Genomic DNA, 24,696 nt, shown 5'->3' with positions numbered 1-24,696 from the left:
ACGCCCGGTCCCATTCCGAACCCGGAAGCTAAGCCCTCCAGCGCCGATGGTACTGCACTCGATAGGGTGTGGGAGAGTAGGACACCGCCGTACATTACTTGTTCGGGAGCCCCGGAACTTGACCCCTTTTGGGGGGTTGGGTTCCGGGGCTTTCGGCGTTTTCGGGGGTGGGTCGCCCGGTGGGGTGGGTGTGTGCACGCGGCAGAAGCCGTGTGCGCAGGGGGGATGTGGTGTTCGCGGGGGTGTTGAGCGCGGATCACGGGTGTGGGTGCGGCAGAAGGTATGTGCACACGACCGCTGCCGGGTGCGCACGGGTATTGCTGGCCTCGCCTCCGGGCGCACGCGGCCGCTGGCATGCATCACGCAGACGAGGTGTGCACACGGGAAATGTGGCGTCCGCGGGGGTGTTGCGCGTCGAATGCTGGTGCGCACGCGGCAGAGGCTGTGTGCACAGTGCGGGTGACCACGCGGCAGAGGCCGTGTGCACAGTGCGGGTGACCACGCCGCTGCCGCCGGCCCGACCACGGACCCAGCACCGACGCCGCCCGCCAGCCAACGCATGCGGCGGTGACACCGCGGGTGTGCACCCGCCCGCTGCCGCGTCCGCAGACAGATTGCGCGCCGAACACCGGTGTGCACGCGGCAGAAGCCGTGTGCACACGGGGGGTGCCACTCGCTCGCGGTCCGGTGCGCGCCGAACCTCTCTGCGCGCGTCGCAACCCTTCCACGTGCACGCATCAGCTATGTGCACACGACCGCTGCCCGGTCGGCACGGGTGTTGCTGGCCTCGACTCGGGGGCGCACGCGACCGCCGGCATGCACCACGCAGACGAGGTGTGCACATGGGAAATGCGGCATCCGCACGGGTATTCAGCGCCGAACTCCCGTGTGCACGCGGCAGAAGCCGTGTGCACAGGGGGGATGCGGCGTCCGCGGGGGCGTTGAGTGCCGAATACCGGTGTGGGCGCTGCAGAAGGTATGTGCACACGGGGAATGCGACGTCCGCGGGGGTGGTGAGCGCCGAATTCTCGTGTGCACGCGGCAGGACCTGTGTGCACACGGATTCTGCGGCGCCCGCAGGCGGGGTTCGGTGTCGAACGCTCGTGTGCACTGCGCTAGGAGGCTGTCCGGATTGCCGCGTTGAGTGGCGGGAGCGGCGCTGGGCGCGGATACTGACGTCACCGTCCGCCGTGAGAGGGTCCGAGATGACGATGACGTCGAGGTCTGCCAACAGGACGGCGCCGCTGATGCCGCCCACGCGTGACTTTCTGATGTGTCCACCAACGTACTTCGACGTCGAATACCGGATCAACGAGTGGATGGACCCCACTGTGCCGGTGGATCGTAGCGTTGCGGAACAGCAGTGGAATGGTCTCGTCGAGGCGTATCGGGCCCTCGGGCACCGCGTGCATGTCATCGATCCGGTCCCGGGACTGCCCGACATGGTGTTCGTGGCCGACAGCGGCGTTGTCGTCGATGGTGTCGCGCTGGGTGCGCGCTATCGCAGCGAGCACCGTGCACCGGAGGCCGCGCATGTGATGCGGTGGTTCGAGTCGCACGGACTGCGGACTCCGACGCCGTCCCGCTTCGTCAACGAAGGCGGCGGCGACTTTCTTGTCGTGGGCGACATGATCTTCGCCGGCACCGGATTTCGCACCGACCAACGCGCCCACTCCGAGGCGGAGTGGCGCCTTGGTCGACGAGTCGCCACCCTCCACCTCGTTGACCCCCGGTACTACCACCTCAACACGGCGATGGGCGTCCTCGATGATCACACGATTGCCTACCTTCCCTCCGCGTTTGACCCACGCAGCCTTGCACTGCTCCGGGCTATGTTCCCCGACGCCGTCATCGCCACCGAGGACGATGCTCGCTGGTTGGGTCTGAACCTGGTCAGCGACGGACACAATGTGGTCCTGAGTGCACAGGCAACGGCACTCGCGGCGCGACTGCGTGGTCGCGGCTTCGATCCCGTGCCGATCGACATGTCCGAGTTCCTCAAGTCCGGCGGCGGAATCAGCTGCTGCACACTCCAACTGGACGGATGGAGTCGCGGGGCGCAGCCATGAGCGGGTCCCTTCGAACGTCCGCTGAGTTGCAACGCGCCGAGCGACACAGTGCGCACAACTACCGTCCGCTCCCTGTGGTCCTTGAGTCCGCGCAGGGCGCCTGGGTGCGCGACATCGACGGTGTCGACCACCTGGATCTGCTCGCGGGCTACTCGGCGCTGAACTTCGGGCACCGGCACCCGCGGCTCGTCGAGGTCGCCCAACGGCAACTGGGTCGACTTACTTTGACCAGCAGAGCATTTCAGCATTCCTTGTTTGCGGACTTCTGTGCCGCGGTGAGCGGGCTGTGCAACAAGGACGCGGTCCTGCCGATGAACACGGGTGCGGAAGCCGTCGAAACGGCGATCAAGCTGGTTCGCCGGTGGGGATACGAGGTGAAGGGTGTCCCGCCGGGTCGGGCGGAGATCATCACGTTCGATGGGAACTTCCACGGCCGCACCGTGACGATCGTCGGATTCTCCACCGACCCCGCGGCCCGCGATGGATTCGGGCCCTACCCGCGTGGGTTCGTGTCGGTTCCCTACGGTGACATCGCGGCGGTCGAGCAGGCCGTCACGCCCAACACCGTCGCCGTATTGATTGAACCGATCCAGGGTGAGGCCGGAGTGCGGGTGCCGCCGCCGGGGTATCTCACCGAGGTTCGTGCACTGTGCGATGCGCAGGGCCTGCTGATGGCGGCGGACGAGATCCAGAGTGGGCTCGGCCGGACCGGCGACACGTTCGCCTGCGACCACGAGGGTGTCGTCCCGGACCTCTACATCCTGGGAAAGGCGTTGGGTGGCGGGATCGTTCCGGTGTCTGCGGTCGTCGCGGATTGGCCGGTGATGAGCGTGATCGGGCCGGGTCAGCATGGCAGCACGTTCGGCGGGAATCCGCTGGCCTGCGCGGTAGCCACCGAAGTGGTGCGCATGCTCGAGACCGGGGAGTTCCAAAGGAGGAGCGCCGAACTCGGTGCCCATCTGCATTCGCTTCTCGCCCAGCTACCTGTTGGTGCCGTTGCGGGTGTGCGCGGTCGGGGGCTGTGGGCAGGGGTGGATCTCACGCCGGGTGGACCGCCCGCGCGGGAGGTGTGCGAGCGGTTGCTGTCCCGCCGGGTGCTGGCCAAGGACGCCCACGAGGGGACACTACGGCTTGCCCCGCCGCTGGTCATCGAACGCGACGAGATCACCTGGGCAATAGAGCAGTTGGAGTCGAGCTTGCGCGAGAACCGGTAGCGTCGAGGCCCCGCACCCGGATAGGTGCGGGGCCTCGACGCTGGACTCGGGCGGTTCCCTGCTACTTGCCGCGAATGGCGTCGAACACCTTCGGGTCGACGAGGGTGGAGGTGTCCCCCAGGTCGCGGCCCTCGGCGACGTCGCGGAGGAGGCGTCGCATGATCTTCCCCGACCGGGTCTTCGGCAATTCGGGCACCACGGTGATCTGGCGGGGCTTGGCGATCGGCGAAATCTCGGTCGACACCTGTGCTCGGAGTTCGGCGATCAGCGTCTCACCGGTATTCGCGGCACCCTCGCGAAGGATCACGAATGCGACGATGCCCTGCCCGGTGGTCTCGTCCGCGGCACCGACGACAGCGGCCTCCGCGACCGCGTGATGCCCGACCAACGCGGATTCGACCTCGGATGTCGAGATCCGGTGCCCGGACACGTTCATCACGTCGTCGACACGGCCGAGCACCCAGAGGGCGCCGTCGTCGTCGTACTTGGCGCCGTCACCTGCGAAGTACCAGCCCTCCGCGGCGTACCGGGACCAGTAGGTGTCCCGGTAACGCTCCATGTCGCCCCAGATGCCGCGGAGCATCGACGGCCACGGCTGGTCGAGGACGAGGTAGCCGTTCCCCCCGGGGCCGAGGGGGTGGGCCTCGTCGTCGACGATCTTCGCGGAGATCCCCGGCAGCGGCGCCATCGCCGAGCCGGGCTTGGTTGCGGTGACGCCGGGAAGCGGGGAGATCATGATGGCGCCGGTCTCGGTCTGCCACCAGGTGTCGACGATCGGGGCGGAACCGGCGCCGATGACGTCGCGGAACCATCGCCATGCCTCCGGGTTGATCGGCTCACCGACGCTGCCGAGCAGTCGGATGCTCGAGAGGTCGTGCGCGTCGGGGATCTCCCGGCCCCACTTCATGAATGTCCGCACCAGCGTCGGGGCCGTGTAATAGATGGAGACGCCGTACTTTTCGATGATGTCGAAATGCCGGTGCTCATTCGGGGAGTTCGGCGTCCCCTCGTACACGACCTGCGTGACGCCGTTGCTCAGCGGGCCGTAGACGATGTAGGAGTGCCCGGTGACCCACCCGATGTCGGCGGTGCACCAGTACACGTCCTTGCCGGGCTTGTGGTCGAACACGTTGTGATGTGTGTAGGACGCCTGGGCCAGGTACCCGCCGGACGTATGGATGATGCCCTTCGGCTTCCCGGTGGTGCCGGAGGTGTACAGGATGAACAGCGGGTGCTCCGCGTCGAAGGGCTGCGCCTCGTGCTGATCGGAGGCTCGGTCGACGGTTTCGTGCCACCACAGGTCCCGGCCCGAGACGACGTCGACGTCGATTCCGGTCCGCTTGACCACCAGGACGTGCTCGACCGATTCGGCCCCGTCGACCGCTTCGTCGACGGCCGGCTTCAGTGGTGCGGCCTGACCGCGCCGCCACTGCCCGTCGACGGTGACGACGAGCTTCGCCTGTGCATCATCGACGCGGGAACGCAGGGCGGTCGCGGAGAATCCGGCGAACACCACCGAGTGCGTCAGCCCCAGTCGCGCGCAGGCGAGCATCGTGACGATCGCCTCGGGAATCATCGGCATGTAGATCGCGACGCGGTCCCCGGCGACCAGACCCAACTCGGTGAAGGTGTTTGCCGCCCGCGACACCTCGGCGAGCAGGTCGTTGTAGGTCAACGACCGGGAGTCGCCGGGCTCGCCCTCGAAGTGGATCGCGACCCGATCCCCGTTGCCTGCGAGAACGTGTCGGTCGACGCAGTTGTAGGCGACGTTCAGGGTGCCGCCGACAAACCACTTCGCGACCGGGGCGTCGGACCAGTCGAGGACCTGCGTCCACGGCGTTGCCCAGTCCAAGCGTTCAGCCTGGGTGGCCCAGAACGTCAACCGGTCCGCATCCGCGGCCGCCTGCAACTCCGGGCCTGCGTTCGCCTGCGCGGCGAACTCCGGGCTCGGCGGGTAGATCTCGGCCCCGTGCTCGGCGGCGTTGGTGTCGGCGGTGCTCGTCATGTCGCCCGTAGCCTCGTTTCAGTGTCGTGATGCGTTCATCGGCGCAGTTGTGAGGGTAGTCACATCCCCTCATGGGTGCACCGTTGCATCGGGTTGCAACCCCGGTTCCTGCGGCGACCGGTCGCCCGGGCGCGACCGGCGGTGGTCGCGTGCGACGAGTGGCGGCGCGTCGGCTGCGGTCTTGCCTGGCGAATGCTTCGGTGGTGCCATGCATCAGCACATGAATGTCCTCACGCTCGGGGTCGCCGATGTCGCTCGATCACGGGACTTCTACGTCGGTGGCCTGGGGTGGCACGCCACCCTTCTCGTGGAGGGGGAGGTGATGTTCCTCCAGGTCGGTGGCGGTGTTCTGCTCGCGTTCTGGTCGCTCGACGCGATGGCGCGGGAGGCGGGGCCGACCGCAGCGCCGGTCGTCGGTGGTACGCGGGCCGCGATCACACTCGGTCACAACGTCCCCGACGAGACGGAAGTGGATGCGGTTCTGACCGCGGCAGTCGAGGCGGGAGGGGCGTTGCTGGTTGACGGTGCCCGACGCGCGTGGGGTGGCTACAGCGGATACTTCGCGGATCCCGACGGCTACCGCTGGGAGATCGTGCACAATCCCGGCCTGGTGGTGCATCCCGACGGGCGGGTCACATTCGACCCGTCCTGACGGCGCCGCCCGCGCCGCTACGGGTAGCGTCGACCGGTGTGAACGACCCTCTTCAGCCCCTGGTCGACCTGCCGGGTGTTCGTGACGCCGCCGACCGGGCTCGTGACGCGCTCGGTGAGGTTCATCGGCACAAGAGCAATCGGCGGGGATGGCCGACCACCGCCGCTGAGGCGTCGGTACGGGCCGCCCGGGCGTCGGCCTCGATCGACGGCGGAAGCACCGAACTGCCCGGAGCAGGTGAGGCGGGGGATCCGGTGCTCACCGGTGCGTTGCGGGTCGCGCAAGCGCTGGACGGTGACGCGTTGACGACCACCGTCGCGACCTGGCAGCGGGCGCCGCTGCAGGCGTTGGCGAAGCTGCACCTGCTCGCTGCCGCCGGGCTCGTCGCCGGGGACGCGGACCTCGGGCGCCCCCGGTCCGGACCTGGCGTCGGCGAGCGATTGGATCTGCTCGCCCAACTCGTGACCGGCGGGACGACGGCGCCAGCGCCGGTACTCGCCGCGGTTGTGCACGGTGAACTGCTGGCGCTTCGACCGTTCGGTGCCGCGGATGGAGTCGTCGCGCGTGCGTCGTCCCGGTTGGTGGCCGTCTCCACCGGGCTCGACCCGCATAATCTCGGTGTTCCCGAGGTCAGTTGGTTGCGTCGGCAGCAGGCGTATCGGGATGCGGCCGACGGGTTCGCATCGGGTACCGCCGAGGGAGTCGGCGGCTGGGTGATCCTGTGCTGCGGCGCGCTCGAAGCCGGTGCCCGGGAAGCGCTTTCCATTGCGGAGGCCGCATCAGGCTGAATCGGGTTGCGTGACAGTGGGTGCCGCTGCTGTTCCGAACAGCCGCGGACTGCACCGCGAAGCGGGGGGCGCTGCCGACTGTCGCCGACCTCGCCGCCCGCTAGCACGGACCACCCGGTTACCAAGCGTGCAAATTGGCCTGTGTTCCGGCCTCGGCGTCGGCTCAAGTACCGCCGGTTCGCCTCCGCAACTTGTGCAAGGTTCTCGCCAGCGTGTGCCCGAGTCACGCAGGCCCACAACGACTCTGCCCTTATAGTGGCTTGCGCTCCGCGTGGGTGCCTGGTGTCCGTGCTGGGATTTCCCGGTGGGGGAACCGCCTCTTCTCTTCCGATGCGATCCTGGCCTGCCGTTCGTCCGTAACTCCTTTGTACCCTGTGACCTCGCCCACATCAAGGGTTATGTCATGCCTGGATCGATGCCGAAGGATAGGCCGGTCAGCGGCGTCGGTGTAGTACCCCGTACGTCAACGCGCCGGCCGCCAGTGCGGCAAGTCCGACCGCGGCTGTGGCGATCGCGGACCCCGTCGGTGACCCGGGAATCCGAGCGCGCATCGGCACCGGGTTCGAGAAAGTCAGTACTGGCCAACTGTTTTCGATGGAGTGTCGACGGAGACTGCGGTCGGGGTTGACGGCGGTGGGGTGGCCGACCGCCGTGAGCATCGGGAGGTCGGTTGACGAGTCGGAGTAGGCGTAGCACCGGCCGAGGTCGTATCCGCGGGCGATTGCCAAGGCGCGAATCACCTCGGCCTTGCCCTCGCCGTAGCAGTAGAACTCGAGATCTCCGGTGAACTTCCCGTCACGCACCGCCATCCGACTCGCGGCCGACAGGTCCGCTCCGAGCAGTCGGGCGATCGGCGCGACCACCTCCTCGCCCGAGGCCGACACAACGACCACGTCGTGGCCGCGAGCCTTGTGGTCCGCGATCAGGTCCGCGGCTTCGGCGAACACGAGCGGGTCGACGATGTCGTGCAGGGTCTCGGCGACGATCGTCTGTACCTGGTCGACGTCCCATCCCGCGCACATGTTGGTGAGGTGCACCCGCATGCGTTCGGTCTGATCGCGGTCCGCTCCGGACACCAGGAACAGGAACTGTGCGTAGGTGCTCTTGAGGACGGCGCGTCGGTTGATCAGGCCCTGAGCGAGGAAGGGTCTGCTGAACGCGAGGATGCTTGACCTGGCGATGATGGTCTTGTCGAGGTCGAAGAAGGCGGCGACACGCCGGGTGCCTGGCGCCTCACGCGTGGTCGTCGTCACGGCTACAGGGTAGTTGCCGGACCGGCAGGAGGACGGTCGAGCGGCAGGCCCGGCCGGAGGTGGACATGTGACCAGTTCAACTTGCGATTTCCGACTACGCGGGGTGTAGTATTCAAGTCGCCGGGACTTGATCCGGGTGTGTTCAGTCCGACCCCCCGGGACTGAACTCCGAAGACCCCCGCCTCCTCCCCCCCTGGCGGGGGTCTTCTTCGGTTTCGGCTGCCGTGGTTATCCACAGGCCCCGAAGTTCTCCACAATCGGCCATCACCCCCTGGCGGTCCGTCGCAGGCGACCGCAGGCTCGATGGCATGGACACACTCGGCAGCGGGGCGCCCCCCGTGCTCGCGATCACCGTCGACGACGCACTGGCCGCAGGCATTCGGCGTGCCGGGGCCGCGGCCGGACGCGACGTCCTCGAGCACCGGTCGGTGGTGCCGCGGGGTGCGTGGGTCGGTGCGGCGCACATCGTGGTGGACCGGGAGTCGGCGAAGGAGTGCGCGCTGTCGGGGTTGCCTCGGCGCGCCGGGATCCACCTGGTCTGCTCCGGGCCGCCCGATCTGCCCGACTGGCGGGTGGCGACCGAGGTCGGTGCGCAATCGGTGCTCGACCTGCCCGCCGCCGAGGCCGACCTGGTTTCGGCACTGGCCCGCCGGGTCGAGGGACGCGACGGCAGCGGCCCGGTCGTCGCCGTCATCGGTGGTCGTGGCGGAGCGGGTGCGTCGACGTTGGCCGCCGCGGTGGCCCTGACCGGGGCCGCCCGATTCCCGGACAGTCGCTCCCTGCTCGTTGACTGCGATGTCCTCGGCGGCGGTCTCGACCTGCTGCTCGGGGCCGAGCACCGGCCCGGGCTGCGGTGGCAGTCGCTGCACATCGAGGGTGGCGCGGTGTCGGCGTCGGCGCTGCACGCCGCGCTGCCCTCCGTCGGGGGCGGCGTGTCCGTGCTGTCCTGGGATCGGGGACCCGACCGTCTGGAACCGGGGGATGCGGCACTGAGGGCCGTCATCGAGGCCGGGCGGGCGGCTGGCGACGTGGTGGTGTGCGATGTGCCGCGCCACTCGCGCGGGGTCACCGAGACGGTCGTCAGCCTGGCCGACGCCCTGGTGGTGGTGGTCGGCGCGCAGGTTCGTGCGGTCGCCGCGGCCGAGGCGCTGCTCACCGCAATCCGCGGTCGGCATCCCAATCTTGTTGCAGTGGTGCGGGGCCCGTCGCCAGGTGGCCTGAGTGGTACCGAGGTCGAGGAGCTGCTCGGCGTTCCCGTCGTTGCCGCGATCCGGCCGGAGCCGCGCCTGGACGTCACGCTCGAACAGGGTGGGCTGCGGCTGCGCGGCCGATCCCCGCTGCGGCGTGCCGCAACGTCCGTGCTTGACCTCGTTTCGGCTGCGGGGGGCGCATCGTGAGCGGGTTGGTGTCCCCGGATCTCCTTGAGCGGGTCCGCGAACGGCTCGCTCACACGTCCGACGAACCGACCCCGGCTGCGGTGGCGGCGGCGATCCGCGCGGAGTCGTCCGGGGTGCTCGGCGACACCGACCTGCTGGACGCGATGCGGACCCTGCAGACCGAGCTGACCGGAACCGGGATCCTCGAGCCGCTGCTCGGCGAGTGCAACGTGTCGGACGTCCTGGTGACGGCTCCGGACGAGGTGTGGGTGGACCGGGGCAGTGGTCTGGAGCGCACCGACCTCGAGTTCGCCGACGAGGCGGCCGTGCGTCGACTCGCGCAGCGCCTGGCACTCGCGGCCGGTCGCCGACTCGACGACGCTCAGCCCTGGGTCGACGGCCGGTTGCCGGGGACCCCTGGCACGAACTTCGGGATCCGTCTGCACGCGGTGCTGGCCCCGGTGGCGCAGGCGGGGACCTGCCTGTCGCTGCGGGTGTTGAGGCCGGCGACCCAGGGCCTCGACATGCTGCGGCGATCCGGAAGCCTGACCGCGGAATCTCACGACCTGCTGCGTCGAATCATTGCTGCCCGGTTGGCGTTTCTCGTGGTCGGGGGCACCGGGGCGGGCAAGACCACCCTCCTCGCCGCGTTGCTGGCAACCGTGTCCCCGCGCGAGCGGATCGTGTGTGTCGAGGACGCCGCCGAACTGGCGCCGAGCCATCCGCACGTCGTTCGGCTGGTTGCCCGACCCGCGAATGTCGAAGGGATGGGGGAGGTGTCGGTGCGGCATCTGGTCCGGCAGGCGCTGCGGATGCGGCCCGATCGCATCGTCGTCGGTGAGGTGCGCGGTGCGGAGGTCGTGGATCTGTTGACCGCGCTGAACACCGGCCATGACGGCGGAGCGGGCACGGTGCACGCGAACTCGCCGGAGGAGGTGCCCGCGCGGCTCGAGGCGCTCGCCGCCCTCGGCGGGATGGACCGCGCCGCGCTGCACAGCCAGCTCGCCGCCGCGGTGCAGGTGATCCTGCACTGCCGCAGGGCCCCGAACGGGCATCGCGAGGTTGCCGAAATAGCAGTGCTGGAACGGGATCCTGGGAACGAGGTGGTGGTGGTGTCTGCCTGGCGCCCGGAGGGGTGGGGCCCGGGCGCCGACCACCTGCGGCTCCTGCTGGGCAGGGCCGAGCGGTGACTGCGGCGTTGATGCTCGGCGCGATCGCACTGCTCGTTGCGCCGGCCTCGGGTGCCCGACGCCGGCTGCGTCGACCGGTCGGGGACGCGGGATCGGCCCCCCGCGCGCTGCGCAGGAGTGCCCCGGCACTCGCCGCTGCTGTGGCAGCGGCTCTGGCGTTCGTCGAGCCGACGGCCGGTGCGGCCGCTGGGATCGTCCTGGCAACGCTGGTGCATCGAATCCGCCGTGGGCGTCGGCGTCGGCGCCGCGACGATCAGACGCGCTCGCTGCTGGCGGGACTCGAGGCGGCGGTCGCTGATCTGCGGGTGGGCGCCAACCCCGAGTCGGCATGCCTGGGCGCCGCCAAGGAGTCGACCGGTGCGGCATCCGAGGCCTTCCGGTCCGCCGCCGCGACCGCGCGACTCGGGGGCAGTGCGGCGCAGGGGCTCGTCGCGGGGGCGCAGAGGGGGCGGGACGCGGGAATCGAGACCGACGTCGAGCGCATCGCCGCCGCCTGGCGGATCGCCGAGCGTCACGGCATTGCGCTCGCCGATCTACTCGACGCGACGCGGTCGGATCTGGTGGCACGGATCAGATTTCGGTCGAGGGTCGAGTCCGGGCTGGCGGGTGCGCGGGCAACCGCTGCGGTGCTGGCCGGGCTTCCGCTGCTCGGTGTCGGGCTCGGGCAGATGACGGGTGCCGCACCGGTGCGGGTGCTCCTGTCCGGTGGTGTCGGCGGGACGCTCCTCGTGGTCGGCACCGCCCTGGCGTGCGGTGGACTTGCCTGGGCCGACCGGATCACCCAGCGGGTGTCGGCGTGATCGCGGCCGCGGGGCTTGCTCTCGCGCTGGCGGTGCTCGCTGCGCCGGGGCCGACCGTCGCCCGACGGCGAGTGCGGTCGGTGGTGTGCCGCGACACGCGTCGGGTGCCGCACCACCGCACGGTCGTCGAACCCCCGGACCCGCTTGCGGTCGCCGCCTGCCATGACCTGTTCGCGGCGTGCATGCGGGCGGGGTTGACGACCGCAGCCGCGGCGTCCGCTGTGTCGGAACGGGCCCCCGAACCGCTCGCAGGCGCGCTGCGTCGGGCCGCGAACCTGCTCGCGCTCGGGGCCGAACCCGACACCGCGTGGCAGCAGGCGAATTCGCATCCCGAGGTGGAGGCGCTGTCGCGGATCGCCCGCCGCTCGGCTCGCTCGGGTTCCGCGCTCGCGGAGGCAATGACCGAGCTCGCCGCCGATCAGCGTGCCGCCGTCGAGGACCGGGGGGTCGCCGCGGCCGAGCGAGCGGGAGTGCTGATCAGTGGGCCGCTCGGCCTGTGTTTCCTCCCCGCATTTCTGTGCCTGGGCATCGCGCCGGTCGTGATCGGCCTCGCCGCCGGTGTCCTGGACGGGGGCCTGCTGTGACCGCACATGGATGTCGCCGCGGAAGGGCCGTGGCGCAGATCAAGGGGGAATATCGTGTCGAACAACGGATTACGCACGATTCGCGCGGGGGCTCGTCAGTTGCGGTCGAGGCTGACGATCGCGATGGTCGCGGACGACGGCATGTCGACAGCGGAGTACGCGATCGGGACGATCGCCGCAGCGGCGTTCGGTGCGGTGCTGTACACCGTCGTCACCGGCGACAGCATCGTCTCCGCTCTGACCGGCATCATCGACAAGGCGCTCAGCACCTCGGTGTGACCCGCGCCCGCACCCCGGTGCTCGACGATCGGGGTGCGGTCACGGTCGAGGCGGCGATCGCCCTGTCAGCGATCGTGTTGGTCGTGATGCTCTGTGTCGCAGCGGTGCTCGCGGTGACCGCGCAGGTGCGCTGCATCGACGCCGCGCGGGAGGCGGCGCGGTTGGCGGCGCGTGGCGACCGGGACCGGGCGGTTCCGGTTGCGCGCCGGGTGGCGCCAGCGGGGGCCCGCATCGACCTGCAGGAGGCGGACGGTCTGGTGACGGTTCGTGTTCGGGTGGACGCCGCGCTGCTGCCCGCGCTTGAGGTGTCGGCGGAGGCGGTCGCGGTGCTGGAGGAGTCCGCGCCCGCGGAGGGGCCGGGATGAAGGACGAGCGGGGCTCGGCGAGCGTCCTGTCCTGCTTTGTGATGCTGGCGCTTGTCGCGGTCGTCGTCGCGGTCGGGCATGTCGGTTCGGCGGTGGTGGCCCGGCACCGGGCGCAGGCGGCCGCCGACCTCGGGGCGCTGGCGGCGGCGACCTCGGTCGAGCTCGGCGAGACCGGCGCCTGCGCGGCAGCCAGGGACCTTGCCGGGCGGATGGGCGGGGTGGTGCGGGACTGCCGCTTCGAGGGCTGGGACGCCATCCTGACCGTCACCGTCCCGGTGCCGGTCGGGACGGGGGCGGCGACCGCGGCGGCCCGGGCCGGTCCCGGCTGACTTCGGGCGCGGTCCGCAGCGACCGATCGGCAACACGCACAGATCCTTGTCGGCGCCCGAGAGCGGCAATGGCAGGATTCCCGGTGTGATCAAGACGTATCGTCCCGCACCGCGACTGCGGGCCCGTGCCGGGTAGCGCGGTATGAGAGTCGACGGACGGGAGGTCCCGGTTCACGGCAGGCTGCTGCAGCCGCTGCGACGGCGGACCAGCGACCAGCTGCGGGTGGTGCTGTCCGGGCTGGCCGTCGTGGCGGTGGTGGTGGTGTCGTACCTGACCCGCGGGCGGTGGGAGTCGCTGGAGAACTCGATCTCCGACCTCATCGGTGGTGCCTCCCCGGAACTGTCCAACCGCGTCTACTCCCTGTACGGCGTCGCGATCCTTGCGTTGCCATTCGCGATCCTGGTCGGCATCGTGTTCGGTCGGCGGTGGAAGCTCTTCGCCGGTTATGCCGCAGCGGCGCTGCTTGCCGGGGTCGCACTGTCGATCACCGGGGACGGGATCGCCGCACCCCAATGGCACCTCGACCTGAGCGAACACCGGGACACCTTCCTATCCCAGTTCCTTGACGACTCGCGATGGATCGCGATGCTCGCCGCGGTGTTGACGGTGTGCGGCCCGTGGTTGCCGCGCCGGTGGCGTCGGCTGTGGTGGGTACTGCTCCTCGCCTTCGTCCCGATCCACCTGTTCGTCAGTGCGACGGTCCCGGCCCGCGCCATGCTCGGGCTGACCGCCGGGTGGTTCGTCGGGGCGCTGGTGGTGCTGTTCGTCGGAACCCCGGCACTGGAGGTGCCCGTCGACCTCGCGTTGCGGGTGCTCGGCCGGCGCGGCCGCGGCGTGCAGGAGTTGACCGTCCTCAGCCCCGCCGGTCCGGGCCCGCTTGTGCTTGCCGCCCGCTGCCGCCTGGAGCCCGGAGCAGGCGTCGGGGACGGGCCCTTCCCGCCAGCGGAGCACCCCGCCGACACCGAGTCGTCCGGCGGCGAGGCGCCCGCCGTGACCGAGACGACGCTGATCCTCGACCTGTTCGGGCAGCATCAGCGCACCGAGGGCGTCGTCCGGCAGGCGGGCCGGTGGCTGACCCTCCGCAGTTCCGAGACACTGCCCCCGTTTGCGTCGCTGCGTCGTGCCGTGGAGCACCGGGCGCTGATGGCAACGGCGTTCGGCGCGCTCGATCTGGCCGCCAACGTCCCGATCGCGGTAGCGGTCCTGGACCGGGGGTGGATGATGTACGCGCACACCACCTCTCGGGGGGTGCCGCTCGACAGGTACGACCTCGGTCATCTCGCCGCGGCGTGGGAGGGGCTGAACCGACTGCACGCGCATCAGATGTCGCACGGAGACCTGCGCCCCGAGAACATCCGCATCGACGACGACGCCGCCCTGTTCGACGGGTTCGCGCGCACGGAGGTGGGGGCGTCCGATTCGCTGCTGCTCGCTGACGTCGCGCAGCTGCTGCTGGTGACCGCCGACCTGTACGGAGTCGAGCGGGCCGTGTCCGCGGCCGTCGACACCGTCGGGGCCGACCGGGTGATCGCCGCGTCCGGGCGGTTGACGCGGACCGCGACCCCGAATCGGATCCGGCGGGTGGTCCGCGATCCCGGCGCGCTGATGGCGGCGACCCGCGCCGAGGTCCGGGCCAGGACGGACACCGAGGTGATCCGGAACGAGCAGGTCACCCGCTTCTCCAGGAACCAGCTCATCCAGCTCGCGCTGCTGATCGGTCTGGTTTACGTCGCGTACCCGTTCGTCAGTCAGGTTCCGACCTTCCTGACCGAGATGGGGTCGGTGATCTGGTGGTGGGTGCTGCTCGGGTTGGCGGTGTCCGGGCTCACCTACGTCGGGGCGGCCGCCGCGCTGTGGGCGTGCGCGTCCGAGTCGGTGAACTTCCGGCACCTGACCGTCATGCAGTTCGCGAACACCTTCGCGGCCACCACCACCCCGGCCGGGGTCGGGGGACTCGCACTGAGCGTGCGGTTCCTGCAGCACAACGGCCTCGGCGGCGTCCGAGCCACCGCGGCGGTCGCCCTGCAGCAGACCGTGCAGGTGGTCACCCACATCGGGCTGCTGATCGTGTTCAGTGTCGCCGCGGGCAAGAGCGCGGACCTGTCGCACTTCATTCCCAGCGCCACGATCGTCTACCTGATCGCCGGTGTGCTGCTCGGGGTCGTCGGCGCGTTCATGGTGGTCCCGAAGCTGCGGCGCTGGCTGAGCGAGGATCTGCGCCCGCAGATCGCGGACCTGACGGCCGAGCTCGTGGACCTGGCGCGTGATCCCGGCCGGTTCCTGATCATTGTCGGCGGCTGCGCGGCAACCACGCTCGGCGCGGCCCTCGCGTTGTGGGCGAGCGTGGAGGCCTTCGGGGGCTCCGTCGCGTTCGTCACCGTCACGATCGTGACGATGATCGGTGGCACCCTCGCCTCCGCGGCGCCCACCCCCGGCGGCGTCGGTGCCGTGGAGGCGGCGCTGATCGGTGGCCTCGCCGCGTTCGGTGTCCCCGCCTCGATCGCGGTCCCCGCGGTGCTGCTGTACCGGGTGCTCACCTGCTGGCTGCCCGTCGTCATCGGCTGGCCCACCCTGCGCTGGCTGCAGCGCAACGACCTCGTCTAACCCCTCGGGGTGAGCCTAGGGGCGGTCAGCGGGGGAGGGTGCCCAGGACGACGGTGAGCAGGGCGACGGCGCCGGGCTTGTCGAGCGGGTTGTTGCCGTTGCCGCACTTGGGCGACTGCACACACGACGGGCAGCCCGCGACGCACTCGCAGGCATCGATCGCGTCGCGGGTCGCCGTCAACCAGTCCCGCAGTCGGGCGTGCCCGCGGTCCGCGAAGCCGGCACCGCCGGGATGCCCGTCGTAGACGAACACCGTCGGCAGCCCGGTGTCGGCGTGCAGCGCCGTCGACACGCCACCGATGTCGCCGCGGTCGCAGGTCGCGACCAGCGGCAGCAGTCCGATCGCCGCGTGCTCGGCGGCGTGCAGGGCACCGGGGAACCGGTCGGCGGTGATGCCCGCCGACTCAAGCAGGTCCGGGGTGACCGTGTACATCACGGCGCGGGTCGGGAGGGTCTGCTCGGGCATCGTCAGCTCCACCGCGTCGAGCACCTCGCCGGACGGCAACCGGCGCAGGTAGCCGACCACCTGGTGGGTGACCTCGACCTCGACCAGCGCGACGGTGACCGGTCCGTGGTCGGCCTGGTCGAGGACACCGGTGATGGTGATATCGGTGTTCTCGCGCGCCGATGTGGTCCATTCGGGTGTCTCGGGGTGGACCAGCGCGAGGCCCTCGTCGAGGTCGAGGGTGTCGACGACGAACGATTCACCCTGGTGCAGGTAGACGGCGCCGGGGTGGGTGGTTGCCGGTGCACGTCCGCCGTCGACGGTGCCGAGCAGGCGCCCCGAGTCGGCGTCGACGATCGCCACCTGATGCCCGACGCCGCCGCGGATGTCCACCGCCGCGTGCGGGTGGGATTCGGCGGTGACGAACCAGCCGTGCGCGCGCCGCCGGATCAGGCCCTGTGCGGCCAGCCCGGTCAGCAGGTCAAGGGCGCCGAACTCGGCCACCTCGCTGTCGCTGAGCGGAAGCTCCATCGCCGCGCAGAGGAGCTGAGGACCCAGCACGTAGGGGTTGCTCGGATCGGTGACGGTGGCCTCAACCGGCCTGTCCAGCAACGCGGCCGGGTGGTGCACGAGGTAGGTGTCGAGCGGGTCGTCGCGGGCGACCAGCACCACCAGGGATCCTTCACCCCGGCGACCGGACCGACCGGCCTGCTGCCAAAACGAGGCGACGGTACCGGGGAATCCCGCCACCACGACCGCGTCCAGCCCGGCGATGTCCACGCCCAGTTCCAGTGCGTTGGTGGTCGCGACGCCGAGCAGGGTGCCGTCGGCGAGCGCCGACTCGAGCTCGCGTCGGTCCTCGGCCAGGTAACCGGCCCGGTAGGCCGCAACCCGGCCGGCCAGGTCGGGGTCGACCTCGGCGAGGTGGCGCCGGGCGCCGATGGCGGTCAATTCCGCACCCCGGCGGGAACGGAGGAAGGTCAGCGTCCGGGCACCCTCGATCATCAGGTCGGCCATGATCCGGGCCGCCTCGCTGCTCGCGGCGCGCCGCACGGGGGCGCCGTTCTCCCCGGTGACGTCCTCGAGCAGTGGTGGCTCCCACAGGGCGACGGTCCGGGGGCCGTGCGGGGAGCCGTCGTCGACGACCTCCTCGCAGGGGGCGCCGATCAGCCGGGTGGCCGCGGCCGCTGGATCGGCGGTGGTGGCGCTGGCCAGGATGAACACCGGGTCGGCGGCGTACCGGCGGGCGATGCGGCGCAGCCTGCGCAGCACCAGCGCCACGTTGGAACCGAACACGCCCCGGTAGGAGTGGCACTCGTCGATCACCACGTAGCGAAGCCTGCGGAAGAAGTGCGACCACCGCTGATGCGAGCGGAGCATGCCGACGTGCAGCATGTCGGGGTTGGTGAACACCCACCGCGAGTTGGCCCGCACCCAGTGGCGTACCTCCTGCGGGGTGTCACCGTCGAACGCGGCGGGGTGGACGTCGGCGAGTTCGTCGGCCTCGTCGCACAGGGCGATGACGGCGCGGATCTGGTCGGCGCCGAGGGCCTTCGTCGGCGCCAGGTACAGCGCCGTGGCCCTCGGGTCGTCGGCGAGTGCGGTCAGCACCGGGAGCTGGTAGGCGAGGGACTTTCCGGACGCGGTTCCGGTGGCGACGACCACGTTGCTGCCCGCGGCGGCGAGGCTCGCTGCCCGCGCCTGATGGGTCCACGGTTTCGGGATGCCGGTCGCGCCAAATGCCGACACCACCCGCGGGTTCGCCCAGTCCGGCCAGTCGGCGTGCCGGGATTCGCGGGCGGGCAGGTCGGCAACATGGGTGAGGGGGTCGTCGTTGGCCGTGGTTCCGGCGAGGACTCGATCGAGGAGTTGACGTCCGTAGCTCTCGCCCACTGCGTGATCTCCGAGTTCTGTGTTGACCAGATCGCACTGTCCGACCTGGGGTTTTGATGCTACTGTTGGCGCCGATTCGCGCGGGCATCGAGGCCCGTCTTCGGTACGTCGGTGGCGCTGAGCTGCGGTTACCAGCCGGTAGAAGGCAACAAGATCATTTCTTTATGGATTTTCGACTGTTGCAGTCGGGAGAAGCGTGGTTGACTAACACGCGGTCGCAGCTTCTGTGTTCGTGTACGCGCTCGCAGGACGATGTTGCGAGCGCGGTGCTCGATGCTTTTCCTGAGGGGGAAATCAGCGGTACAGCGGTCGGAACCGGCCCGGCGGGCTGTGAGCGCCGTCCGCCGCATCCGGTGTTAGAAAGAGAAGGAAAAGCATGGCACAGGGCACTGTGAAGTGGTTCAACGCGGAGAAGGGCTTCGGCTTCATCGCACCCGAGGATGGCTCCGCTGACGTCTTCGTCCACTACTCCGAGATCCAGGGCAGCGGCTTCCGCACCCTCGAGGAGAACCAGCGCGTCGAGTTCGAGGTGGGCCAGGGCACCAAGGGCCCGCAGGCCACCGGCGTTCGCGCCATCTGATTCGCCTGTAACCAGGTACGAATCTCTCGTCCCCCGCCACCGTACGGTGCCGGGGGACGAGTCGTGTTCGCGGGCGCCCGCGACCGCCGCGCGTCGCGTGCGCTGAAAAACCGTGCTGGGCGGGATTACTGTCCCAGATGTGAACCAGCTGTCGTTCTTCTCCGCGGAGACGGTGCCCCCCGAGGTGTCCGACCTCGACGGCCTCCTCGCAGGCCCCGGGCAGATCGTGGCCGCCGCGGACCGGGCCAGGCTCTCGGTGGTCGTCGACTCCGAGTGGCGGGCCGCGGCCGTGGCCGAGATGATCGAGGACGCGGGCCTGGTCGCCGAACTCACCCATTCGGACGAGGGCAGCCCGCTGGTCCGGACCGCGTCCGTCCCCGACCTCGCGGTGCTGGCCGTCCGCTGGACGCGGGGTGCGGTCAAGTCGGTGCCACCCGGATGGGTGCCGGGGCCCCGCGCCCTCCGCGCGTGGGCGCTCGCCGCGGGGCACGCGGAGAACGACGGCGACCGGTTCGTCCTCGGGCTCGATCCGCGGGCCCCCGACACCCACCCGATCCTTGCCCAGTCGCTGATGCGCGCGGGTATCGCGCCGACGCTGTTCGGGACCCGCGGCGCAACCCCGGGCCTGCGCATCGTCGGCCACCGGCGACTCACCCGGCTACTCGAGAACATCGGCGGGCCACCACCCGGGGCGGCGGCGTCGGCGGCGTGGCCCCGGGTGTAAAACGGTCGTCGCGGATCTGATCTGCGAGGATTGATCCGCGATGTGTCACCCTGGTAGCCGGGTGAACGCTCGAAGTACAGGTCGAGAAAGGTGCAGGCAGGGACGTGGCAACTCGGGACAAGGACACGGCGGGGGACACCACCACCGCTGCCGGCCGGAGGCGTCGGCTCGTGATCGTCGAGTCGCCGACGAAGGCCCGTAAAATCGCCCCTTACCTGGGTAAGGACTATGTCGTCGAGGCGTCGGTCGGGCACATCCGCGACCTGCCCCGCGGCGCGGCGGACGTGCCCGCGAAGTTCAAGGGCGAATCCTGGGCGCGGCTCGGCGTCAACGTCGACCACGACTTCGAGCCCCTGTACGTCGTCAGCCCCGACAAGAAGTCGAAGGTCACCGAGCTCAAGGGTCTCCTCAAAGACGCCGACGAACTCTTCCTCGCGACCGACCCCGACCGGGAGGGCGAGGCCATCGCCTGGCACCTCCTTGAGACTCTCAAGCCGAAGATCCCGGTCCGCCGGATGGTCTTCCACGAGATCACCAAGCCCGCGATTCTCGCCGCGGCCGAGGACACCCGCGACCTCGACCAGGACCTGGTCGACGCGCAGGAGACCCGCCGCATCCTGGATCGGCTGTACGGCTACGAGGTCAGCCCGGTGCTGTGGAAGAAGGTCATGCCGAAGCTGTCGGCGGGCCGCGTGCAGTCGGTGGCGACCCGCGTCATCGTGCAGCGCGAACGCGAGCGCATGGCGTTCAACTCCGCCGAGTACTGGGACATCGCCGCCACCCTCGACGCGGGCGCGTCCGCCAGCCCGCGGGCCTTCGGCGCCCGGCTGGTCGCGGTCGACGGCAACCGTGTCGCCACCGGACGCGACTTCGGTGCCGACGGCGCGCTCAAGTCGACGGGTGTGACGGTGCTGAACGAGGCCGCCGCGCGGACCCTCGCGGAGGCACTGCACGGCGTCGACCTGACCGTGGCGTCCGCCGAGGACAAGCCGTACACCCGCAAGCCGTACGCGCCGTTCATGACGTCGACGCTGCAGCAGGAGGCGGCCCGCAAGCTCCGCTTCTCGTCGGAGCGGACCATGCGCACCGCGCAGCGGCTGTACGAGAACGGCCACATCACCTACATGCGTACCGACTCGACGACCCTGTCCGAGTCGGCGATCAACGCGGCCCGCGCGCAGGCCACCGAGCTGTACGGCGCCGAGTACGTCAGCCCGTCGCCGCGGCAGTACACCCGCAAGGTGAAGAACGCGCAGGAGGCGCACGAGGCGATCCGGCCCGCCGGTGACGTGTTCGCGACGCCGGGCCAGCTGCATAGCCAGCTCGGCACCGACGAGTTCAAGCTGTACGAGCTGATCTGGCAGCGCACCGTCGCCTCGCAGATGCAGGATGCCCGCGGCACCACCCTGACGCTGCGGATCACCGGCACCGCGGGCACCGGAGAGGAGTGCACCTTCTCGGCGTCCGGCCGGACCATCACCTTCCCCGGATTCCTCAAGGCGTACGTCGAATCCGTCGACGAGGAGGCCGGCGGCCAGTCCGACGACGCCGAGTCCCGGCTGCCGGTGCTGGTCGCGGGCCAGGGCGTCACGGCCACCAAGCTGGACCCGGACGGGCACGCGACCAACCCGCCCGCCAGGTTCACCGAGGCCAGCCTGATCAAGACGCTCGAGGAACTCGGCATCGGCAGGCCCTCGACCTACTCGTCGATCATCAAGACGATTCTGGACCGCGGCTACGTATACAAGCGGGGCAGCGCGCTGGTCCCGTCGTGGGTGGCGTTCGCGGTGATCGGCCTGCTCGAGGCGCACTTCGGCAGGCTCGTCGACTTCGACTTCACTGCCGCAATGGAGGACGACCTCGACGAGATCGCCGGGGGTCGCGAACAGCGCGGAAACTGGTTGTCCGGCTTCTACTTCGGTGGCGACGAGGGGCCGGAGGGTTCGGTTGCCCGGGCCGGTGGACTGAAGAAGATGGTCGGTGAGAACCTCGAGGGCATCGACGCCCGCGAGGTGAATTCGATCCGCCTGTTCGACGATGCCGAGGGCCGCGAGGTGCACGTGCGGGTCGGCAGATTCGGCCCGTACCTGGAACGGATGGTCGTCAACCCGGACGACCCCGACGGTGATTCGATCTCGCAGCGGGCGAACCTGCCCGATGACCTGCCGCCCGACGAGCTCACCCGGGAGTACGCGGAGAAGCTGTTCGCGACCCCGCAGGACGGCCGCAAGCTCGGGGTCGACCCGCTGACCGGACACGAGATCGTCGCGAAGGAAGGCCGCTTCGGCCCCTACGTCACCGAGATCCTGCCGGAACCCGAGCCCGAACCGACGCCGGAACCGGACATCGTTCCGGTGCCCGCCGACACCGGGGAGGCCGCCGCTGCATCATCGGGCGGCACCGCCGCCGCATCATCGGGCGGCACCGCCGCCGCATCATCGGGCGGCACCGCCGCCGTCGCGACGAAGGCGCCCGCGAAGAAGGTGGCGAAGAAGGCAGCCAAGAAGGCGACGGGCCCGAAGCCGCGGACCGGATCGCTGCTCAAGTCGATGGACGTCGCGACCGTGACCCTGGAGGACGCGCTGCGTCTGCTGTCGCTGCCGCGGGTCGTCGGCGTCGACCCCGAGTCGAAGGACGAGATCACCGCGCAGAACGGCCGATACGGCCCGTATCTGAAGAAGGGCACCGATTCCCGGTCGCTGGCGACCGAGGAGCAGATGTTCACCGTCACCCTTGAGGAGGCGCTGAAGATCTACGCCGAGCCGAAGCGGCGGGGACGGCAGGGTGCCGCGACGCCGCCGCTGCGCGAGCTCGGCAACGACTCGGCGACGGACAAGCCGATGGTGATCAAGGACGGCCGCTTCGGCCCCTATGTCACCGACGGTGAGACCAACGCCAGCCTGCGCAAGGGCGACGAGGTGGAGACCATCACCGACGAGCGCGCTTCGGAACTGCTGGCGGACAGGCGTGCTCGCGGACCGGTGAAGAAGAAGGCCGCCGCGAAGAAGGCGCCAGCGAAGAAGACGGCGGCGAAGAAGACGGCGGCGAAGAAGGCTCCGGCGAAGAAGGCCGCCGCCAAGAAGGCGCCAGCGAAGAAGCCCGCAGCCGAGGACTGACGCAACCGGGGGTGTCGGTGTACCGGGAACTGCCTGTCGCGCTGCCCGGCACCGTCGCCTGGGCGGTGGACCGGGTCGGGGGAGAGGGCGCGGTCGTGCTCCCCGACGGGTGCATGGACCTGATCTGGCACGACGGCGGCTTCCTCGTCGCTGGCCCCGACACCCGGGCGCATCGGACCACGGCAGCGGGCCCACGCGCGATCGGGTTGCGCTTTGCCTCGGGGCTCGGGCCGACGGTGCTCGGGGTGGCCGCGAACGAGCTGCGCGACACCAGGGTTCCGCTGTCCGCGCTGTGGCCGGACGCCGCGGTGCGCCGATTGGCCGGCATCGCGTCCCAGGATCCGCTCGGCGCCCTCGTCGGCGAGGTGCGGCGCCGCCTCGACCCGGCCGGGCTGCCGGTCGAGATGGCTATCGCGGCCCGGTTGTCGACGGGGGCGGCGGTGTCCGCGGTCGCCGCCGAACTGGGCTGGAGCACCCGGCGTCTGCACCGGACGTCGGTGTCCGCGTTCGGGTACGGACCGAAGACCCTGGCCCGAGTGCTGCGCTTCGACCGGGCGCTGGCCGCGGCGCGGGCCGGGCATCCGTTCGCGGACGTCGCCGTCGCCACCGGCTACGCCGATCAGGCCCACCTGGCACGGGAGGTGCGGGCGCTGAGCGGAACGTCGCTGTCGGGCCTGGTGTCTCAGCCGGGCAGCGCGGCGAAGAGGTCGACGTGGTTGCCGTCGGGGTCGGTGACCGTCGCGTAGCGCTGGCCCCAGAAGGCGTCGAACGGCGCGAGCGCCGATGTCCCGCCCGCGGCAAGCAACTCCGTGTGCACCGCGTCCACGGCCTCCGGGCTGCCGCAGTCGAACGCAAGGGACGCCCCGCCGCCTGCGCCGTGCACGTAGTCGGGGTCGAGGGAGCGGACCGTGTCGACGGTGTCGAACGCGAGGCGCAGCCCGCCGGGCAGCGGCACCTCCACGTGGGGCTGGCCCGCCGCGTCCTCGGGGATCTCCAATCCGAGACGGCGGTAGAAGTCGAAGGCGCGGGACAGGTCGGCGGCGACGAGCCCGATCACGGCGATTCGTGGTGTCATGACTCGACCGTAGGTGGTGGCCCGTGCGTGGTCTTGAACGTTTCGGACGCCCGCCCCGGCGCGCCGCCGACACATCCGGTGTCGGCGCAGGCCGTTAGGCTGGGCGGCATGGCGGGAGTGTTCGATCGGCTGGTCGGCCAGCGGGATGTGGAGGTCGAACTCATCGCTGCCGCGACGGCGGCGCGCGGCGGGACCGAGTCGGCGGGTTCCCTGATGACGCACTCGTGGCTGTTCACCGGTCCGCCCGGGTCGGGGCGTTCGATCGGCGCGCTGTGTTTCGCGGCGGCGCTGCAGTGCACCGGGGACGGGGAGCCCGGCTGCGGCCGGTGCCACGCCTGCGCCACCGTCCTCGCGGGAACCCACGGCGACGTGCGGCGGGTGGTCCCCGAGGGACTGAGCATCAGCGTCAAGGAGATGCGCGAGATCGTGCAGATCGCGGCCCGCCGCCCCAGCACCGGGCGCTGGCAGGTGATGATCATCGAGGATGCGGACCGGCTCACCGAGGGCGCCGCGAATGCGCTGCTGAAGGTGGTCGAGGAGCCGCCGGAGCGGACCGTCTTCCTGCTCTGCGCGCCGTCCGAGGATCCCGAGGACATCTCGGTGACGCTGCGGTCGCGGTGCAGGCACGTCGGACTGGTGACCCCGTCCGTCGATGCGATCGCCGCCGTGCTCCGCGAGACCGACGGACTCGACGAGCAGGCGGCGCTCGAGGCGGCCCGGATCAGCGGCGGTCACGTCGGCCGGGCCCGGCGCCTTGCCACCGACGACGCGGCCCGCCGCCGTCGCGACCAGGGGCTCGCGCTCGCCTCCGCGGCGACCCGGTGGTCGACCCGGTTCTCCGTCGCCGAGGAACTGGTTCGGGAACTCGACGCCGAGGCGAAGGAACTCAACGCGGAGATCAACGATCGCGAGACCGAGGAGCTGCGGACCGCGCTCGGAGCCGGCGGCACCGGCAAGGGAGCCGCCGGGGCGCTGCGCGGCTCGGCGGGCGCGCTCAAGGACCTCGAGCGGCGGCAGAAGTCGCGGGAGACCCGGATGAAGCGGGACGGCCTCGACCGCGCGCTGATCGACCTCGCAGGCCTGTACCGGGATGCGCTCGCCGTTGCGCTCGGATCCACCGCAACGCTCAACCATCCCGACCGGGAGGAGCAGGCACGCAAGATGGCGATGATCGGCAGTCCGGACGCGTTGTTGCGGTGCGTCGAGGCGGTGCTGGAGTGCCGCGAGGCCCTCGACGTCAACGTCAAACCCCAGTTCGCGATGGCCGCGATGATGGCGAAGCTGGGGGCCGAGCTGGGCTGACGACCCGGTTTTCGTGTTTGGCGGGGGAGCGGATAGACTTCCGCTTGCTCGG

21 protein-coding genes and 1 rRNA gene are annotated in these 24,696 nt (G+C 70.5%); 18 read left to right on the top strand and 4 right to left on the bottom strand.

The genetic code is table 11. The features are described 5' to 3' along the window. From rrf to rocD, 3 genes are all read left to right on the top strand, one after another. Positions 1 to 93, top strand: a 5S ribosomal RNA gene (rrf, locus tag ACWF62_RS18590); the annotation flags it as partial. A 1,112-nt stretch (positions 94 to 1,205) separates the two neighbouring features. Further along, a complete protein-coding gene (ddaH, locus tag ACWF62_RS18585) occupies positions 1,206 to 2,069 on the top strand; it encodes a dimethylargininase (RefSeq protein WP_452630919.1) in 864 nt (287 codons plus the stop codon). Then, positions 2,066 to 3,283 (top strand): ornithine--oxo-acid transaminase, encoded by a 1,218-nt coding sequence (gene rocD, locus ACWF62_RS18580; protein WP_378571229.1) that lies wholly within the window; start codon positions 2,066 to 2,068, stop codon positions 3,281 to 3,283. The genes ddaH and rocD overlap by 4 nt, the downstream gene beginning before the upstream one ends. 61 nt (positions 3,284 to 3,344) lie before the next feature. On the opposite strand, the gene acs is transcribed toward rocD, so the two are convergent. After that, positions 3,345 to 5,288, bottom strand: coding sequence for an acetate--CoA ligase (acs, locus tag ACWF62_RS18575; protein WP_378507536.1), 1,944 nt, complete (start codon positions 5,286 to 5,288; stop codon positions 3,345 to 3,347). 208 nt (positions 5,289 to 5,496) lie between these two features. On the opposite strand from acs, the gene ACWF62_RS18570 reads away from it, so the two are divergent. Further along, entirely contained in the window at positions 5,497 to 5,940 is a 444-nt protein-coding gene (locus ACWF62_RS18570) for a VOC family protein (protein ID WP_378507535.1), read from the top strand. 38 nt (positions 5,941 to 5,978) lie between these two features. Beyond that, positions 5,979 to 6,728, top strand: a complete 750-nt coding sequence (locus tag ACWF62_RS18565; protein ID WP_378507534.1) for a Fic family protein — start codon at positions 5,979 to 5,981, stop codon at positions 6,726 to 6,728. Positions 6,729 to 7,162: 434 nt separating this feature from the next. Here the strand turns inward: ACWF62_RS18565 and ACWF62_RS18560 are convergent, their stop codons facing one another. Next, positions 7,163 to 7,981 (bottom strand): HAD family hydrolase, encoded by an 819-nt coding sequence (locus tag ACWF62_RS18560; protein WP_378507533.1) that lies wholly within the window; start codon positions 7,979 to 7,981, stop codon positions 7,163 to 7,165. A 308-nt stretch (positions 7,982 to 8,289) separates the two neighbouring features. On the opposite strand from ACWF62_RS18560, the gene ssd reads away from it, so the two are divergent. From ssd to ACWF62_RS18520, 8 genes are all read left to right on the top strand, one after another. Then, positions 8,290 to 9,378 (top strand): septum site-determining protein Ssd, encoded by a 1,089-nt coding sequence (gene ssd / locus ACWF62_RS18555; RefSeq protein ID WP_378507532.1) that lies wholly within the window; start codon positions 8,290 to 8,292, stop codon positions 9,376 to 9,378. Next, positions 9,375 to 10,547, top strand: coding sequence for a TadA family conjugal transfer-associated ATPase (locus ACWF62_RS18550; protein WP_378507531.1), 1,173 nt, complete (start codon positions 9,375 to 9,377; stop codon positions 10,545 to 10,547). Before ssd ends, ACWF62_RS18550 begins: the two co-directional genes overlap by 4 nt. After that, positions 10,544 to 11,347 carry a type II secretion system F family protein gene (locus ACWF62_RS18545; protein WP_378507530.1) on the top strand — a complete coding sequence of 268 codons (804 nt, stop codon included), beginning with the start codon at positions 10,544 to 10,546 and terminating at the stop codon, positions 11,345 to 11,347. Before ACWF62_RS18550 ends, ACWF62_RS18545 begins: the two co-directional genes overlap by 4 nt. After that, positions 11,344 to 11,931, top strand: coding sequence for a type II secretion system F family protein (locus tag ACWF62_RS18540; protein WP_378507529.1), 588 nt, complete (start codon positions 11,344 to 11,346; stop codon positions 11,929 to 11,931). The genes ACWF62_RS18545 and ACWF62_RS18540 overlap by 4 nt, the downstream gene beginning before the upstream one ends. Before the next feature lie 123 nt (positions 11,932 to 12,054). Beyond that, on the top strand, positions 12,055 to 12,210 hold the full coding sequence (locus tag ACWF62_RS18535) for a DUF4244 domain-containing protein (protein ID WP_378507551.1): 156 nt from the start codon (positions 12,055 to 12,057) through the stop codon (positions 12,208 to 12,210). Continuing rightward, positions 12,207 to 12,575: a TadE family type IV pilus minor pilin gene (locus ACWF62_RS18530; protein ID WP_452630918.1), complete on the top strand. Its 369-nt coding sequence runs from the start codon at positions 12,207 to 12,209 to the stop codon at positions 12,573 to 12,575. Before ACWF62_RS18535 ends, ACWF62_RS18530 begins: the two co-directional genes overlap by 4 nt. Continuing rightward, the gene (locus ACWF62_RS18525) at positions 12,572 to 12,904 is read left to right on the top strand and encodes an Rv3654c family TadE-like protein (RefSeq protein ID WP_378507527.1); all 333 of its coding nucleotides are present in this window, start codon (positions 12,572 to 12,574) and stop codon (positions 12,902 to 12,904) included. Before ACWF62_RS18530 ends, ACWF62_RS18525 begins: the two co-directional genes overlap by 4 nt. Positions 12,905 to 13,046: 142 nt before the next feature. Further along, a complete protein-coding gene (locus ACWF62_RS18520; RefSeq protein ID WP_378507526.1) occupies positions 13,047 to 15,509 on the top strand; it encodes a lysylphosphatidylglycerol synthase domain-containing protein in 2,463 nt (820 codons plus the stop codon). 25 nt (positions 15,510 to 15,534) lie between these two features. Here ACWF62_RS18520 and ACWF62_RS18515 read toward each other — a convergent pair whose 3' ends face one another. Next, on the bottom strand, positions 15,535 to 17,847 hold the full coding sequence (locus tag ACWF62_RS18515; RefSeq protein ID WP_452630917.1) for a DEAD/DEAH box helicase: 2,313 nt from the start codon (positions 17,845 to 17,847) through the stop codon (positions 15,535 to 15,537). Positions 17,848 to 18,223: 376 nt separating this feature from the next. On the opposite strand from ACWF62_RS18515, the gene ACWF62_RS18510 reads away from it, so the two are divergent. From ACWF62_RS18510 to ACWF62_RS18495, 4 genes are all read left to right on the top strand, one after another. Then, positions 18,224 to 18,427 (top strand): cold-shock protein, encoded by a 204-nt coding sequence (locus ACWF62_RS18510; RefSeq protein ID WP_005515803.1) that lies wholly within the window; start codon positions 18,224 to 18,226, stop codon positions 18,425 to 18,427. A 139-nt stretch (positions 18,428 to 18,566) separates the two neighbouring features. Further along, positions 18,567 to 19,151: a hypothetical protein gene (locus tag ACWF62_RS18505; RefSeq protein WP_378507524.1), complete on the top strand. Its 585-nt coding sequence runs from the start codon at positions 18,567 to 18,569 to the stop codon at positions 19,149 to 19,151. 104 nt (positions 19,152 to 19,255) lie between these two features. After that, entirely contained in the window at positions 19,256 to 22,267 is a 3,012-nt protein-coding gene (gene topA / locus ACWF62_RS18500) for a type I DNA topoisomerase (protein ID WP_452630916.1), read from the top strand. 11 nt (positions 22,268 to 22,278) lie between these two features. Further along, positions 22,279 to 23,013, top strand: a complete 735-nt coding sequence (locus ACWF62_RS18495; RefSeq protein WP_378507522.1) for an AraC family transcriptional regulator — start codon at positions 22,279 to 22,281, stop codon at positions 23,011 to 23,013. On the opposite strand, the gene ACWF62_RS18490 is transcribed toward ACWF62_RS18495, so the two are convergent. Then, on the bottom strand, positions 22,950 to 23,342 hold the full coding sequence (locus ACWF62_RS18490; protein ID WP_378507521.1) for a VOC family protein: 393 nt from the start codon (positions 23,340 to 23,342) through the stop codon (positions 22,950 to 22,952). The genes ACWF62_RS18495 and ACWF62_RS18490 overlap by 64 nt on opposite strands. A 108-nt stretch (positions 23,343 to 23,450) precedes the next feature. Here ACWF62_RS18490 and ACWF62_RS18485 point away from each other — a divergent pair, with 108 nt between their 5' ends. Then, on the top strand, positions 23,451 to 24,644 hold the full coding sequence (locus ACWF62_RS18485) for a DNA polymerase III subunit delta' (protein ID WP_378507520.1): 1,194 nt from the start codon (positions 23,451 to 23,453) through the stop codon (positions 24,642 to 24,644). Positions 24,645 to 24,696 lie beyond the last annotated feature (52 nt).

It is taken from the genome of Rhodococcus sp. NPDC054953, assembly GCF_053609225.1.
This window is presented reverse-complemented; position numbering and strand designations above follow the sequence as displayed.

Coding starts and splice junctions, on each gene's coding strand:
- ACWF62_RS18520 (WP_378507526.1), top strand. CDS start 13,047: ATGAGAGTCGACGGACGGGAGGTCCCGGTTCACGGCAGGCTGCTGCAG.
- ACWF62_RS18535 (WP_378507551.1), top strand. CDS start 12,055: ATGGTCGCGGACGACGGCATGTCGACAGCGGAGTACGCGATCGGGACG.
- ACWF62_RS18570 (WP_378507535.1), top strand. CDS start 5,497: ATGCATCAGCACATGAATGTCCTCACGCTCGGGGTCGCCGATGTCGCT.
- acs (WP_378507536.1), bottom strand. CDS start 5,288: ATGACGAGCACCGCCGACACCAACGCCGCCGAGCACGGGGCCGAGATC.
- ACWF62_RS18510 (WP_005515803.1), top strand. CDS start 18,224: ATGGCACAGGGCACTGTGAAGTGGTTCAACGCGGAGAAGGGCTTCGGC.
- ACWF62_RS18490 (WP_378507521.1), bottom strand. CDS start 23,342: ATGACACCACGAATCGCCGTGATCGGGCTCGTCGCCGCCGACCTGTCC.
- ACWF62_RS18485 (WP_378507520.1), top strand. CDS start 23,451: ATGGCGGGAGTGTTCGATCGGCTGGTCGGCCAGCGGGATGTGGAGGTC.
- ssd (WP_378507532.1), top strand. CDS start 8,290: ATGGACACACTCGGCAGCGGGGCGCCCCCCGTGCTCGCGATCACCGTC.
- ACWF62_RS18525 (WP_378507527.1), top strand. CDS start 12,572: ATGAAGGACGAGCGGGGCTCGGCGAGCGTCCTGTCCTGCTTTGTGATG.
- ddaH (WP_452630919.1), top strand. CDS start 1,206: ATGACGATGACGTCGAGGTCTGCCAACAGGACGGCGCCGCTGATGCCG.
- rocD (WP_378571229.1), top strand. CDS start 2,066: ATGAGCGGGTCCCTTCGAACGTCCGCTGAGTTGCAACGCGCCGAGCGA.